The following is a 14,435-nucleotide window of genomic DNA, read 5'->3' as shown; positions in this document are numbered from 1 at the left end:
CACCTCTGGTGCGATCCATGCGGCCAGGTCTTGGTATCGATCGGACCGGAGGTCCTCCACCCGTGTGCCGGGTAGCCACGAGCTAATCACCTCCGGTGCGATTTAACCACGGGTTGAGCACCTCTGGTGCGATCCATGCGGCAAGGTTTTGGTATCGATCGGACCGGAGGTCCTCCACCCGTGTGCCGGGTAGCCACGAGCTAATCATCTCCGGTGCGATTTAACCACGGGTTGAGCACCTCTGGTGCGATCCATGCGGCCAGGTTTTGGTGCCGATCGGACCGGAGGTCCTCCACCCGTGTTCCGGGTAGCCACGAGCTAATCACCTCCGGTGCGATTCAACCACGGGTTGAGCACCTCTGGTGCGATCCATGCGGCCAGGTTTTGGTGCCGATCGGACCGGAGGTCCTCCACCCGTGTTCCGGGTAGCCACGAGCTAATCACCTCCGGTGCGATTTAACCACGGGTTGAGCACCTCTGGTGCGATCCATGCGGCCAGGTTTTGGTGCCGATCGGACCGGAGGTCCTCAACCCATGCGCGGGGTAATCACCTCTGGTGCGATCCATAACGTCAGATCAAGCGTTAACCAACCGCACCCCCTCTTCCTCACTAACGTGAATCACCCGCTCCGGCACCGTCCGGTAGCCCGCGTCCACCCCGGAGTTCTCCAGCCGGAGCACACCACGGGGACATACGGCCGCGCACACCCCGCAGCCCACGCAACTGGCCCGCACGATATCCTGTCCCTTCTGGGCGTAGGCGCGCACGTCGATGCCCATCTCGCAGTAGGTGGAGCAGTTGCCGCAGCTGATGCACTGTCCGCCGTTGGTGGTGATGCGGAAGCGGCTCTGGAAGCGCTGGACCAGGCCCAGGTAAGCGGCCAGCGGGCAGCCGAAGCGGCACCACACGCGATTGCCCATGAGCGGGTAGAAGCCGGTACCCACCACACCCGCGAAGCCCGCCCCGATCAGGAAGCCGTACCACTGCTGTACGTTGCCCGTCTGCAGACCGAGGATCTCGTTCGCCCCGGTGAAGTAGGTGTACAGCGTCATCGCCGTCATCACGATGGCCGCCACCAGTACGCCGTGGATGATCCAGCGCTCGAATTTCCAGGCCCGCAGGCTCTTGTCGCTGAGCTGCCGCCAGGGGTCGCCCATGGTTTCGGCCAGTCCGCCACAGCCGCACACCCAGCTACAGTACCACCGCTTGCCCAGGAAATGGACCATCAGCGGCACGCCCACGATGATGAGCAGGATGCCCCACACCAGCATGAAGATGCCGATGGCCCCCGCACTCTGGAACTGGTCAAGCTGCCAGCCGAAAAAGAAGTCGTAGTTGAGCGGCCAGATGTCCTTGAAGTCGTACCACGGCTTGTTGAGCGCCACCAGGATCTCGGGGATTAGGAAGGCGAAGGCCGTCTGGAAGAACATCACCGAGCCCGTCCGCAGCAGCTGGTACTTGTTGTGGCGGTACTTGGCAAACATCCGCACGCCCATCACCAGGATGATGAGGGTGTACATCAGTCCGTACAGGAACCACTGGCTCGCCTCGCCGCCACTCAGCATGCGGCTCAGCGGGTCGACCATCTCCACCCAGGCCACTACGTGTTGGTTCGCCCAGTACAGGAGGACGTAGAAGAACATGAAGTAGATCCCCGCCAGGATGCCGAAGTAGGCGCTCAGTGTATCCGGCCCGGCGTCGCGGATATTCCGCCCGCGTGATTTCTCTACGAAGAAGACCAGGCACACGATCACCGCCGTAATAAGCAGCGATACCGCCGGCCAGAACCACTGCTTGTCCATGTACCAGAAGCCGTAGACGATGATGCCGATCACCGCCCCCCACAGGAAGAGGTCGCGCCAGTCGTAGTGCAAGCCCCGCGTCAGTGAGCTGTGGTAGATGTGGTCGTTCTTGATGCCGGCGTGGCCCCGAAACTTGGGTATCATGTACAGGATGCCCCCCAGGGTACCCAGCCCGATGGTCAGGCAGAACCACAGCCAGGGGTTGCGCTCCACCGGCCCGGTAGCCGCCGCCTTGAGCCAGGTCACCCGCTGGCTCTTGAACTGCCAGTCGGGCAGCTCTACTTCCCAGCGTTGCTTGCCCTCGGGTACGCCGTTGGCGTCGATATCGGCGTTGACGATCCGCTGGGCGTCGCGGAAGGTCTCCTGCAGCGCGCTCATCCCCGAAAAGGTGGTCGCGTAGGTCTGCTCGAACAGCCCGTTTTCTTCGGCGGCCTGCCGCAGGGCTTCCTGGTGGACCTCCGAATCGAAGGGGGCCGTCAGCATCTCCGCGTCGAAGCGGTAGTTGTCGAGCCCGAGCATCGCGGTGAAGATCACCAGGCTGATCGCGAACAGTCCCAGGCCGACGTACTGCAGGACGGTCTTGTGGGTGCGTTTATCGGACATCGGGGGTCGAGATGGCGCGCGGGGCGCGGGTTTTGAAATTCAAAAAGCGCAGTACAGCGTCGAGGCCGCGTTTCTGTTTCAGCTGCAGGTTGCTACCGGTCTGCCGGTTGTACAGGGACACGATGTCCGCCTCGTACTGGGCGTAGAACTCGGGGTCGAAGTTGGCCAGACCTAGGGTCTGCAGGACAGACTCGATGTGTGCTTCCCCCCGGATCCACTTCTCGCAGACCTCCTGCCGGTAGCGCACGCCCATCAGGTTGAAGCCCCGGACCGCCCCACCGTTCTCCTCGTAGTTGATGCGGACCGACTTTTCGCCGTCCGGGTGCTCCCAGTACAGCGTGGCCAGGCCCTCGCGCCCGTGGGCGGGCACCTCACCGTACACCTGGTACTCGATGTCGATGAACTTGGCGGAGTTGAACCAGATGCCGGGGTCGTAGGCTACCGGGCGGCCCAGGATCGTGTAGGCGGCCGTTTCGCCCATCATGCGGCCGGTGTACCAGACGGCCTCGATGGCCTTGCGGCCCGGGCGGGGATTGCGGACCTCGGCGCAATCGCCGATGGCAAAGACGTTCGGGGCCGAGGTGCGCAGGTATTCGTCTACCAGGATTCCCTTGCCGATTTCCAGGCCGGGGGTATCCCGCAGGAAGTCCACGCTCGGACGTACACCCGCCGTCAGGCCTACGTACTGGCAGGCGATCTTTTCGCCGGCCGTTGTCGTGATCGCCGTGGCCGACCGCGTGTCGTCGCCGTGGATCTCGGCCAGTTCGGTGTCGTGCCGCAGGCCGATGCCGTGCCGCACGATGTGACGGCTCACCATCTCGCTCTCTTCCCGCGGCAGGGTATTGCTCCAGTAGCTACCCTCGCGGACCAGCAGGGTCACGGGGATGTGGCGGCTATGCAGCATCTCGGCCAGTTCGATACCGATGAGGCCGCCGCCCACTACCACGGCGCGCTTGATCTCGGGAGTGACTTCCTCGAGTCCCTCCAGGTCCTGAATACTTACCAGCCCCCCGACGCGGCGTAGGTCCTGCCCCGGCCACCCGAAGGTGTTCCAGCGACTGCCGGTGGCCAGCACCAGCTTATCGTAGTGCAGCGACTCGCCGCCGGTGAAGGCGAGGGTAGCGGCCGCGGGATCGATCGATTCCACGTACCCCCGCCGGAGGTCGATGCGGTTCTTTCGCCAAAAGAAGGGCTCGTAGGGCTGCAGGTCCTCCCACCGCTGGTGACCCATGTACACGTACATAAGGGCGGTACGGGAAAAGAAGAAGTTGGACTCGTCCGAGATCACGGTAATGCGGACCCCGTCGTCGAGCTTCCGAAGCCAGCGGGCGCAGGTGATGCCGGCAATTCCGTTACCGATGATGGCTACGTGCATGGTCTGTTTTTGGTGGGCGTAAGCTGGGCATTACCTTACAGCATGTCCCGAAGATACTTTGTTCAACTCGCCTACCGCGGTACGGCTTACCGGGGCTGGCAGCGACAGTCGGGTAAGGTACGTACGGTACAGGCCACTATCGAGGCGGCGCTGACGCGGGTGCGGGGCAATGCCCGTCAACCGGAAGCGGAGCAGGCTCCGGTCCGCGTGGTCGGTTGCGGCCGGACGGACGCCGGGGTCCACGCCTCCGACTACTACCTCCACTTCGATACCGAAGAGGCGCTGCGCGACGACTGGCTCTTCATAATGAACAAGGTACTGCCCGACGACATCGTTCTCTACCGCGTTTGGGAGGTGGATTCCGGCGCCCATGTCCGCTACGACGCCACGGCCCGCACCTACGATTACCACCTGCACACTGCGGCAGATCCCTTCCTCGCCCCCTTCAGCAGTTTCATCGATCTGCCCGACTTCGATACGTGGGCGGTGGAGATGTCCCTCCGCTCCCTGACCGGGCAGCACGATTTTCGCGCCTTCTGCCTCACCCCCGACCGCCACAACACCACTACCTGCGACCTGCGCGAGGCCACCCTCCATACGGAAGGGGAGGGGCGATACCGCTTCCGGTTCGTGGCGGATCGCTTCCTGCGGGGCATGATCCGGATCCTGGTCTACCAGCTCCTGCGCGTGGGCAAGGGCGAACTTCCCCCCGACGAGCTGGAGATCGCGCTGGAAACCGGCCAGCGCATTTCCGTGGGGCAGGCACCGCCACAAGGGCTGTTTCTCAGTAAAGTGGACGGCCTGAAAGGTAGGTTTGACGGGAAGCAATAGACTTCCCTGAACGCATCCATCAGCCCCTTACCCCCTCAATCCTTCACTCCATTAATCCCTACTCCCGATCCTTGGAGTCCATCCAGATTGTGACCGGTCCGTCGTTCACCAGGGATACCTGCATGTCCGCGCCGAACTCGCCCGTCTCGACCGTTCGTCCGGACACCGCGCCCAGGTAGGCCACGAAGCGTTCGTAGATCGGGTCGGCCACCCGGGGCGGGGCACTACGCGTGAAGCCCGGCCGGTTGCCCTTCTGGGTGCTGGCGAAGAGGGTGAACTGCGACACGCAGAGGATACCCCCGTCGACGTCGGTCACGCTGTGGTTCATCTTGCCCTCGTCGTCGTTGAAGATGCGCAGCCGGCTGATCTTGCCGGAGAGCCATTCGATGTCTTCCTTGCCGTCTTCTTCCTCGATACCGACGAAGAGGAGCAGTCCGTGACCGATCTCGCCGGTCACGCGGTCACCAACCCGTACCCGGGCTTCGCTTACGCGTTGAATCAATACTCGCATGCCGTGAAGATAGGCAACGCGAAAAAGCCCCCGATGCGCGAAGCAAGGGGGGCTCTGAATTTTGCAACCTTCCGGGAGTCACTCCGGTGGTATCAGTTATTTCTTGTAGGTGTCGTCGCTGACGGTCAGCTTGTAGCGACCTTTGGCGCGGCGACGGGCGAGGCACTTGCGGCCGTTCTTGGTAGACATGCGCGAGCGGAATCCGTGCTTGTTGACACGCTTACGCTTGGAGGGTTGGAAAGTCCTTTTCATGCTTTATTTATTTGTAGGCGCTCGTTACCGGGCCGGAAGTTCTGCAAAAGTCGGGCAAAGGTAAGGCTTTGCCGGTTAACCAACAAACGCAGGGTTGAATTTATTGCCGCCGCAAATGCGCCTTACCTTTCGGCTACAAGCCTTCCGCATGTTTCGTCGCGTTTTCCTCGCCGCTACCCTGTTGCTGTTCACCCTGCCCTGCGTTATTGCCCAGCACTCGCTTTCGCGGTCGGCCCTGGCGCAGGTCCCCGTGCTGGAACTGCCGCGACAAAACAACGACAGCCTCCTGGCCCGGGAACGGATCAACCGCCGCCCCGGCCGCCCCGAGACCTTCGCGGTGACCCTACCCGTCGACCTGCGGCCCGCCACCGCGGGTGCCTGGTCCGCCAGTGGCACCCTCGACCGGTGGCACCTGCGAATTCACAGCCCGGGGGCCCGCTCCCTCAACCTGGGATTCCGCCGCTTCCACCTGCCCGCGGGCGCGGCGCTGTACCTCTCCACGCCGGAGGCCCGCTACGGCCCCTTCACCGCCGACGACAACGCGGACCACGCCGAGTTCTGGTCTCCGGTGCTGGCCGGCGACGAGCTGGTGGTCGAAGTGGAGGTGCCCCGGGGGCTGCGGGACAAGCTCGACCTGGCGGTTTCCTCTGTCAATCACGACTTCGAAGGAGTGCTCGACCTGCTCAGCGCACCCTGTCACCTCGACGTGGCCTGCGGCGGCGCCGACGGCTACCCGGAGGTCGATCCCTACCGCCAGGTGATCCGCAGCGTAGCGGCCTACACCGTAGGTGGCGTGGACCGCTGTACCGGCTTCCTGGTCAACAATACCAATCAGGACGGTCGTCCCCTCTTTCTCACCGCCAACCACTGCGGCGTCGATGCGGACGACGCCGCCAGCCTCGTGGCCTACTGGAACTACGAGAACGACCGCTGCCGGACGCCGGGCAGCGACGCCAGCGGCCGGCCGGGAAACGGCAGGCTGGATGTTTTCAACACGGGCGCCCGCGTGCTCGCGGCCTCCTCGGCTACGGACATGACGTTGCTGGAGCTGGACGAGCCGGTGAACCCGCGCGCCAACGCCTACTTCGCCGGCTGGTCGGCCGAAGCCGAGCTGCCCGTCGGTAGCGTGGCCATCGTCCATCATCCCAACCTCGACGAAAAGCGCATCTCCTTCTCCGATCAGCCGGTCACGATCTCCGACGTGGCCGGGGAACCAACCGCGACCGGGGGCTTCCTGCGTGTCCCCTCCTGGACGATCGGGTCGACCGAGACGGGCTCCTCCGGCGCGCCGCTGTTCGACGCGGCGGCCCGCGTCCGCGGGCAACTCTTCGGCGGCCGCGCCCGCTGCGGCAACGAAGCCGAGGACATCTTCGGCTGGCTGGCCCGCAGCTGGACCGGCGGCGGTACCCCGGACAGCCGCCTGAGCGACTGGCTTGATCCCTGCCAGACCGGGCTGCGGGTACAGGACGGGCTTGCCGCCGCTGCGCTTGCCGGCCGCCTCGTATCCGAATCCGGTTGCGGGGTTACCTGCAGCAGCACCACCACCGAATTCCGCTTGCGCCTCGGGGAAGACTTCCCGCTCTCCACCCGTATCTCCGTCGTGGACGACGCGGGTCTTACCGTCCGGGCGCCCGCCCGCGCCGACGGGGGCAGCAGCTTTACCGTCGAAGTGGCCCCCGGGTCCGCCGCGGCCGGGACCTACACCGTACGCTTGGCCGCTGCCGGCGGGAACCTGAGCGACGTACTGGAGCTCCACCTCACGCTTGTTGCCGGAGTGCCGGCCGCGGTCACCCTGCTGCAGCCGGAAAACAACAGCGGGGGCATCGATCCCTTCCTGCAGCTAGGCTGGGCACCGCTGGAGGGGGCTACCGATTACGACCTGCAGTTTGCCCTGGCCCCTGACTTTGCCGCCCCGGTAGTGGACGTGCGGGGGCAGCCCGGCACGGAGTACGTCCCCGACTACCCCCTGGCGGGCAATACCACCTACTACTGGCGCGTCCGCGCGCGTAATGCCTGCGGCTCCGGCGACTGGTCGGCCCCCCGCACCTTCACGACCGCCGACCGGACGTGCCTCCTGCGGCGTTCGGGTAGCCTGCCGGTGCCGATCAACGAGGTCGAGCCGGGGGAATCGGTCGCGGAGGTGATCCTGACCGAGGACGTCGACCCCGCCTTCCTGGAAGTTATTGTTGGTATCGAGCACACCTTTATCGGCGACCTGCGGGTCGAGCTGGTCAATCCCGCGGGTACCGTCATTACGCTCATCGATCCCCCCGGTGGGGGTGCCTGTGCCGCGACCGACCTATACGTGGTGTTCGCCGGGGATGCCGAGCTGTCGGCAGCGAACTTCAGCGAGGGGTGTTTCGACGGCAATGCCGAAAACTATCGCCGGGTACAGCCTGTCGGTGACCTGAGCGCGTTCGCGGAATCCTCTACCCGGGGTACCTGGCAGCTGCGCGTGACCGACGAGGCTGCCGCGGACGGTGGGGCCATTACCGATTTCCGGCTGCGCATCTGCGCGGACCGGACGGATAATCGTGACCTCACCGTGGAACTGATCAGCGGTCCCATCCTGGCCTGTGCCAACGCCGGCGGCAGCGCCCGCCTGCGGCTGGGAGCCGACTACACCGACGCGGTATCCCTCCGGGTCGAGGCCGACGACCTGCCCCTCGATAATTATTCGTTCACCTTCGATGCCGACAGCCGAATGCTGGACGTCTCCTTCAGTGCCTGGACCCTCGCGGGAACGGGCCGGCACGAACTTTCGCTGGTCGCGCTCGCCAATGACGGCACCGAACGGCGGGCCGTGACCACGCTCACCGTCCTGCCGCTGCCCACGCCCGTCGTACCGCTGCCCGCCCGCGTGGCGGAGGATGTCATTGATTTTCGCTGGCAGTATTCCAGCGTTGCCGACGCGTACGCCCTGCAACTCGCGTCCACCGGGGACTTTGCAGATACGCTGATGACTATTACCACCACCGGCCGCCAAGTGACCCTGCCGCGCGCCGACCTGCCCGACTCCTTCCACTGGCGGGTGGTCGCCAGTAACTCCTGCGGTACCTTTCCCGGCCCCGCCCGCGACATCGGCCGTGATACGGTGAACGCTACCTACGTACTCGAGGCCGGCAACCGCCTGGCTATCTACCCCAATCCCACCCAGGACCTTCTGACCCTGGAATGGACCGCCGATCGGGGTGCTGCCGCCCTTCATGCTACCCTCTTCACCGCCGCGGGGCGGCAAGTGGCCGACTGGTCGGAACTGCGGGGCGGGCGGCAGCAGCTGTCGCTGGGTGCCTTTCCCGACGGCGTGTATTATTTGCGGGTAACCAGCGCCTTCGGAGGCCTGACCGAACGAATATTGCTCCTGCGGTAAGCCCCGGCACCCGCGGGCCCGCCCCATAACCTGTTGCAGCTATGTGCCTACGACTCTTCTCCCTTTTGCTCTTGTTTTCCCTGCCGGTCGCCGGCCAGCGCGCGCTGCAGCAGGTCGTGGCCGATTTTGCGGGTAAGCAGGTGCTGCGCAACGCCCAGGTGGGAGTGGATGTACGCGACGTAAGCGACGGGCGGCAACTGGCCGGGCACCGGGCCGGGCACGCCCTGATCCCCGCGTCGACACAGAAGCTGATCACGACCGGCGTGGCCATGGACGTGCTGGGGCCGGATCATCGCTTCCGTACCCGGCTGGTCGCCGGGGGGGCGGTGGAGGACGGTACCCTGCGCGGTAACCTCTACATTGTAGGTGGTGGAGATCCGACCCTCGGCAGTTCGTCCATGGACGGGGCCGAGGAGCTGGAGGACGTGGTGGCGGCGTGGGCCGCGGCCGTCCGGGCGCGCGGTATCACCCGGATCGCCGGCGCGGTGATCGGCGACGGCAGCTACTACGGCACGGACGGTACCGGCCGCGGATGGTCGTGGTCGGACCTCGGCAACTACTACGGTGCCGGCGCCTACGGCCTCAACCTGAACGAGAACAGCTACACCCTCACGTTCGCCCAGCGCACGCGGGAGGGGGATACCCCGCCGATCCTCCGGACCGATCCGGAGATCCCCGGAATCGTTTTCCGTAACGAACTGGTGAGCGGACCACGGGGTAGCGGCGACCAGGCGTATATATTTGGGGCGCCCTTCAATTACGAGCAATACGTGCGCGGGAGTATCCCGGCGGGGACGGGCAGCTTCAGTATTCGTGGCTCGATCCCCGATCCGGCCCTGTTAGCGGCCCGGCTGCTGGATACCCGGTTGCGGGCCGCCGGCGTGACGATCAGCGGCGTACCGGGCACCGACCGGACCGTCGACGCAGCCCCCGCCGACGGGCAGGTACTCGACGAGCGCTACTCGCCCTACCTGAGCGAGATCGTGGACCGGACGAATATGCGCAGCGTCAACCTTTACGCCGAGGCCCTGCTGCGGGAGATCAATAAGCGGGCGGGGCGGTCCGCGGCGGAGACGAGCGAAACGGAGGTCATCGAGGACTGGCTGGAACGCCACGGCATCGCCACCGACGGGGTGCAACTGCGGGACGGTAGCGGACTTGACGCCCGTAATTTCTTTCCACCGGAGATGCTGACGGCCTTCCTGGTAGCGCGGGCGGACGACGAGCGGTGGATCGAGAGTATCCCGCTGGCCGGCCGCAGCGGAAGCATGCGCAACGTCCTGCGCGGCACGGCAGCCGAAGCACGGGTCCGGGGCAAAAGCGGCACGATAAACGCGGTGCGGTGCTACGCCGGCTACGTAGACCGGGCCGATGGCCGGCGGCTGGCCTTCAGCATCGCCGTCAACAACCACACCCTGCGCGGCAGCCAGGTCAACACCCTCATTTACGGGCTGATGCGCGACCTGTGCACGGCGCGCCTGTGACCTGCCGTTCGGGGGGCGGAACGTATCTTGCCCGCGGCCAGAATCGATTGCATGCGCGTTTCCTTTTTCCTGTTTGTTGCCTTGCTGATTACGGCATGCGAGCAATCTGATGGCCCCAGGCCCCCCTCGGAGGACGTGTACGTCCGGCCGGGATCGGCGGAACAGGACCGCGAGCGGCACGTCTGGCAGAAGCCCGGCGTGGTGATCGACGTACTCGGGGACATCGAAGAGAAGGTCATCGCCGATATCGGTGCCGGAGAGGGGTTCTTCGCCCGCCGCCTGGCCCCCCTAGCGGACCGCGTCATTGCCGTGGAGATCGACCCCCGCTGGATCGCTTACCTGGATACCGTGCGCCGGACGGAGCTGCCGGCTTCCCTACAGCCCCGACTGCAGCCCCGGCTCGCCAAACCCGACGACCCGATGCTGGAATACCGGGAGGTGGATATCGTCCTGTTCGTCAATACGCTGTACCTCATCGATGAGCCCGAGGCCTACCTGCACAAACTTATCCCCGCCCTGCGCCCCGGTGGTCGCGTGGTCATCGTAGACTGGAAAAAACAGGACACCGCCCTCGGCCCCGACCCCTCGGAACGCATTGGCCTTTCCGACCTGGCGGCCATGCTGGAACGCGCGGGCTTCGAGATCGTCTCTACCAATAATACCGAACTGGACTACCAGTACATCATGGTGGCGGAGAAGAAATAACGCCGCCTACCGCTCCAGCCAGCGCAGGAGCAAGGGGATCAGCAGCAGGTCGCTGACGAGGGCACTCGCCAGCGTAAGGCTGATCAGCAGACCGATGGTCACGCTCGGCGGGCTGATACTGAAGAGCATGACCAGGAAGCCGAAGAAAAGCACTACAGAGGTCAGGACAATGGCCTTGCCCGTCTCCCGAAAGGTCAGGTGGATGGCTTCGGTGACGCCCAGGCCGCGGCGGCGCGCGAGCTTGTACTTGGACAGGAAGTGGATGGTATCGTCGACGGCGATGCCGAAAATGATGGCAAAGACGATGCTCACGCCGGCCTCCAGTTCGATCCCGAGGTAGCCCAGCATGGCGCCGGCGATGAGGAGCGGCAGGAGGTTGGGAATGAGGCTGATCACAAGCATCCGCCAGCTGCGGAAGAGGAGCGCCATGAGAATACAGACGATCAGAATGGCCAGGCCCAGGCCCTGGAGCAGGTTGCGGCGGATGTACTCGGCGTTTTTGTCGATAATCAGTCCCGTACCGGTGGAGCGCACCTCGACCAGGGAAGTGTCCACGTTGGCGTTGATCCAGGCGTTGGTATTGTCCAGGAAGACCTTGATGCTGTCGGCCCCGATGTCGTCGAGGCGGCTGGTGATGCGGGCCTTCTGCCGGTCGCGGCTCACCAGCAGGTTGAGGTTCACGTCGGGTACCCGCTCGGCCAGCGTGCGGTACTGCCGGTAGCGGGCCTCGGTGGCGGGCAGGACGTAGGCGTCGGCCCGGTTGTTATTGAATGCCTGGTTGATGCTGCGGTAGACCGCCGTGATGCTGGCGGTGCTCTGTACGAAGGGGAATTGCCTGACGTGATCCTCGATCTTGCCGATCTCGGTGAGTACGTCGAAGTCGGTGACGCGGCTGCTGTCGCGCGTCGTTACCGCCAGCTCGAAGGGGCGAAACCCGCTCAGCTCCCGCTCGAAGAAGCGGAAGTCTTCCGTCACCTTCCGGTTGTTGGGCAGCGTCGACTCGATGCGGTAGTTCGTGGTGATTTGCGAGATGCCGTACGCGCAGAGCGCGACGGTGGCCAGCGCCCCGACGAGGATCGCCCGTGACCGCCGCTGGGTAAACTGGTAGGTCCGCTCGAGGAGGCGATCCCAGAACGCCTGCTGGCGGCCGATCTTGACGATCTGGTCGACCGACAGGTAGCTCAGCAGCGAGGTCGTGAACAGGATCACCGTCAGGTAGGCGATCATCACCCCGATGGCGGCGTTGATGCCGAAGTCGCGGATGGGATTCACCCGGCTGGTCAGCAGGGTAGCGAAGCCCACGGCCGTGGTGAGGGAGGTCAGCAGGGTAGCCAGGCCGATCTCCTTGATCGAAATACGGATGGCTTCCTCCTTGGGGTGCCCCTTGCGCAGTTCGTCGATGTATTTCGACATGATGTGGATCACGTCGGAGGTGCCCACGATGATCATCAGTACCGGATACAGGGCGGCGATCGTGTTCAGTTCGCGCCCCAGGACGCCCAGGGTGCCCATAAAGAGCAGCAGGCCCAACGCGATACTGACCAGGGCCACCGCGATGCCGAGGGGGCGGCGGAACAGGAAGAACATCACCAGCGTGACCAGCAGGCCGGATACGATGGCCGAGACGGCGACTTCCCGGATCTGCACGTCCACCAGCTCCTTCTGAAAGTAAGCGGGCCCGAGGTAGTGGTAGGCGGGAAAGTCGTAGGTAGCCACCAGGCTGTCGAGTCCGGCAACGAGGGCGCGGCTCTGATCGAGGGTGATCAGGCTGGGGGTCTTGAGGACCGTGACGAGGGCGGTGCCGCGGCGGTTGATGAGATTGCCCACGAAGCGCTCGTCCTGCATGATCCGGGCGCTGTCCGCGGCGTACCGCCCGGGCTCGTCCAGGTGAATGGCGGGGATCGTCGTGATCGCAAAGGGCGTCTTGATCGGGTAGCCGAAGGAAGTCAGCGACTGGGCGGCCTCCACGCCGGGCACGTCACGGACGGCGATGGAAAAGTCCTGTACCTGCGCCAGGAAGCTGCTGTCGAAGACCGATGGCTCCCGCTCCAGCGCCACCAGCAGGAAGTTGTCGTCGCCCTCGAACTCCTCGATGAAGTCCAGAAAGAACTCCAAATCCTCGTCGCCCTGCGGGAAGAACTGCTGAAAGTCGAAGGAGAAGTTCAGGCGGAAGCAGCCGTAAACGGCCAGGGCGGCGTAGAGTGCAAAGAAAACGAGGACCGGTAGACGGTAGCGGCGCATGTAGGGGAGTAAGTTCCCGTAGTAAAGCCCGGTCCGCCGGGATTGTTGGACCTGGCCGGGGAATCTTTACCGCTTGCCGCCGCGCCGTCCTTTCGCGCCGGATCGGCCGCCGGATTTACCCTCCGATTTCTCCGAACGGCCCTTGCGCTTGTACACCAGGTGCATCCGGCTTTCCAGGGGGTTGGCGGTATCCTCCAGGTAGCGCGCGCGGTTCTGGTGGGTTTCCCGGGCGAGGAAGAGGGCGGCCAGGAAGGAATCGGGGCTGGCACTGTCCTGCCCGACGCGGTCGTAGGCAGTACCGTGGTCAGGAGACGTGCGGATGGCGGGCAGGCCGGCGGTGAAGTTGACCCCCTTTCCGAAGCTGAGTGCCTTGAACGGGATGAGTCCCTGATCGTGGTACATCGCCAGCACGGCGTCGAATTTCCGGAAGTTGCCGCTGCCGAAAAAGCCGTCGGCGGGGTAGGGGCCCAGGGCCATGATGCCCTCCTCCTTGGCCTGCTCCACGGCGGGCCGCACGACCTTCTCGTCTTCGGTGCCGATGCGGCCTTCGTCGCCCGCGTGGGGATTGAGGGCCAGTACACCGATGAGGGGCTTCACGATGCCGAAGTCGGCCCGCAGGCTGGCGTCCATGATCTTCAGCTTCTCGAGAATCTTGGCCTGGGTGACCTGGCCGGCCACCTCGGAGACCGGGATATGATTGGTGACCACGCCGACCCGCAGGTCGTCGGTAACGAGAAACATCAAACTTTCCCCGGCCTCTAGGCGGGTAGTAAGCATCTCCGTATGGCCGGGGTAGGGGAAGTCGTCCTGCGGCATCACCGACTTGTTGATGGGGGCCGTCACCAGCGCCTCCAGCGTGCCGTCCTTCAGGTCGCTGACGGCCCGCTCCAGGGCCCGGGCCGCGGCGCGGCCGCCTGCGGCGGTGGCCTGCCCGGGGGTCAGCTCTACCGGCGCATCCCAGCAGGTGATCAGGCTCACCGCACCCTCCTCCGCCTCCGTGGGGGTCGCAATCTCGTTGACCTGAAAGCTGCCGTCTTCGGGGAAATAAGGGGTCAGTACGTCCTCGGCACCGTAAATGATCGGGGTGAACAGGTCGGGGATACCTTGCCGCCGCAGGGCCTTTACGATCACTTCGGGCCCGATGCCGTTCACGTCGCCGACCGTTATACCAATGCGTAGGGGATCCATGCTGGGGGAGCTTGATTTGGTTGCGAAGGTAGGCTGCCCCGGGCGGGGAACGGTAAAGCCTCCGTAAGTTTG

At 64.8% G+C, this 14,435-nt stretch carries 10 protein-coding genes; 4 read left to right on the top strand and 6 right to left on the bottom strand.

Going from position 1 to position 14,435, the window contains the following annotated elements; genetic code table 11:
• Window positions 1–576: 576 nt before the first annotated feature.
• Together DQG19_RS10585 and DQG19_RS10580 are read right to left on the bottom strand one after the other, a co-directional pair.
• Entirely contained in the window at window positions 577–2,406 is a 1,830-nt protein-coding gene (locus DQG19_RS10585) for a 4Fe-4S binding protein (protein WP_232826492.1), read from the bottom strand.
• Window positions 2,396–3,781: an NAD(P)/FAD-dependent oxidoreductase gene (locus DQG19_RS10580; RefSeq protein ID WP_116126227.1), complete on the bottom strand. Its 1,386-nt coding sequence runs from the start codon at window positions 3,779–3,781 to the stop codon at window positions 2,396–2,398. Before DQG19_RS10580 ends, DQG19_RS10585 begins: the two co-directional genes overlap by 11 nt.
• 42 nt (window positions 3,782–3,823) lie before the next feature.
• Here DQG19_RS10580 and DQG19_RS10575 point away from each other — a divergent pair, with 42 nt between their 5' ends.
• Window positions 3,824–4,612, top strand: a complete 789-nt coding sequence (locus tag DQG19_RS10575; protein ID WP_116126226.1) for a tRNA pseudouridine synthase A — start codon at window positions 3,824–3,826, stop codon at window positions 4,610–4,612.
• Window positions 4,613–4,670: 58 nt separating this feature from the next.
• Here DQG19_RS10575 and dtd read toward each other — a convergent pair whose 3' ends face one another.
• Together dtd and rpmH are read right to left on the bottom strand one after the other, a co-directional pair.
• Window positions 4,671–5,123, bottom strand: coding sequence for a D-aminoacyl-tRNA deacylase (dtd, locus tag DQG19_RS10570; protein WP_116126225.1), 453 nt, complete (start codon window positions 5,121–5,123; stop codon window positions 4,671–4,673).
• A 96-nt stretch (window positions 5,124–5,219) separates the two neighbouring features.
• Window positions 5,220–5,375, bottom strand: coding sequence for a 50S ribosomal protein L34 (gene rpmH, locus DQG19_RS10565; RefSeq protein WP_116126224.1), 156 nt, complete (start codon window positions 5,373–5,375; stop codon window positions 5,220–5,222).
• 115 nt (window positions 5,376–5,490) lie between these two features.
• On the opposite strand from rpmH, the gene DQG19_RS10560 reads away from it, so the two are divergent.
• From DQG19_RS10560 to DQG19_RS10550, 3 genes are read left to right on the top strand one after another with little or no spacing between them, the layout of a single operon-like run.
• Window positions 5,491–8,745, top strand: coding sequence for a proprotein convertase P-domain-containing protein (locus DQG19_RS10560; protein ID WP_116126223.1), 3,255 nt, complete (start codon window positions 5,491–5,493; stop codon window positions 8,743–8,745).
• Between the two features lie 41 nt (window positions 8,746–8,786).
• Window positions 8,787–10,229 carry a D-alanyl-D-alanine carboxypeptidase/D-alanyl-D-alanine-endopeptidase gene (gene dacB / locus DQG19_RS10555; protein ID WP_116126222.1) on the top strand — a complete coding sequence of 481 codons (1,443 nt, stop codon included), beginning with the start codon at window positions 8,787–8,789 and terminating at the stop codon, window positions 10,227–10,229.
• Between the two features lie 51 nt (window positions 10,230–10,280).
• Window positions 10,281–10,934, top strand: coding sequence for a class I SAM-dependent methyltransferase (locus tag DQG19_RS10550; RefSeq protein ID WP_116126221.1), 654 nt, complete (start codon window positions 10,281–10,283; stop codon window positions 10,932–10,934).
• A 6-nt stretch (window positions 10,935–10,940) separates the two neighbouring features.
• Here DQG19_RS10550 and DQG19_RS10545 read toward each other — a convergent pair whose 3' ends face one another.
• Window positions 10,941–13,175 (bottom strand): efflux RND transporter permease subunit, encoded by a 2,235-nt coding sequence (locus tag DQG19_RS10545; RefSeq protein ID WP_116126220.1) that lies wholly within the window; start codon window positions 13,173–13,175, stop codon window positions 10,941–10,943.
• A gap of 66 nt (window positions 13,176–13,241) precedes the next feature.
• A complete protein-coding gene (gene pdxA / locus DQG19_RS10540; protein WP_116126219.1) occupies window positions 13,242–14,363 on the bottom strand; it encodes a 4-hydroxythreonine-4-phosphate dehydrogenase PdxA in 1,122 nt (373 codons plus the stop codon).
• Window positions 14,364–14,435: the final 72 nt, after the last annotated feature.

It is taken from the genome of Lewinella sp. IMCC34183, from assembly GCF_003390915.1.
Lineage (GTDB): Bacteria > Bacteroidota > Bacteroidia > Chitinophagales > Saprospiraceae > Neolewinella.
The sequence above is the reverse complement of the archived record's forward strand: the minus strand, read 5'-3'. Positions and strand labels throughout refer to the sequence as shown.

Bases quoted from the DNA above. Each gene is read 5' to 3' on its own strand.
- DQG19_RS10585 (WP_232826492.1), bottom strand. From the start codon at position 2,406: ATGTCCGATAAACGCACCCACAAGACCGTCCTGCAGTACGTCGGCCTG.
- DQG19_RS10580 (WP_116126227.1), bottom strand. From the start codon at position 3,781: ATGCACGTAGCCATCATCGGTAACGGAATTGCCGGCATCACCTGCGCC.
- DQG19_RS10575 (WP_116126226.1), top strand. From the start codon at position 3,824: ATGTCCCGAAGATACTTTGTTCAACTCGCCTACCGCGGTACGGCTTAC.
- dtd (WP_116126225.1), bottom strand. From the start codon at position 5,123: ATGCGAGTATTGATTCAACGCGTAAGCGAAGCCCGGGTACGGGTTGGT.
- rpmH (WP_116126224.1), bottom strand. From the start codon at position 5,375: ATGAAAAGGACTTTCCAACCCTCCAAGCGTAAGCGTGTCAACAAGCAC.
- DQG19_RS10560 (WP_116126223.1), top strand. From the start codon at position 5,491: ATGCGCCTTACCTTTCGGCTACAAGCCTTCCGCATGTTTCGTCGCGTT.
- dacB (WP_116126222.1), top strand. From the start codon at position 8,787: ATGTGCCTACGACTCTTCTCCCTTTTGCTCTTGTTTTCCCTGCCGGTC.
- DQG19_RS10550 (WP_116126221.1), top strand. From the start codon at position 10,281: ATGCGCGTTTCCTTTTTCCTGTTTGTTGCCTTGCTGATTACGGCATGC.
- DQG19_RS10545 (WP_116126220.1), bottom strand. From the start codon at position 13,175: ATGCGCCGCTACCGTCTACCGGTCCTCGTTTTCTTTGCACTCTACGCC.
- pdxA (WP_116126219.1), bottom strand. From the start codon at position 14,363: ATGGATCCCCTACGCATTGGTATAACGGTCGGCGACGTGAACGGCATC.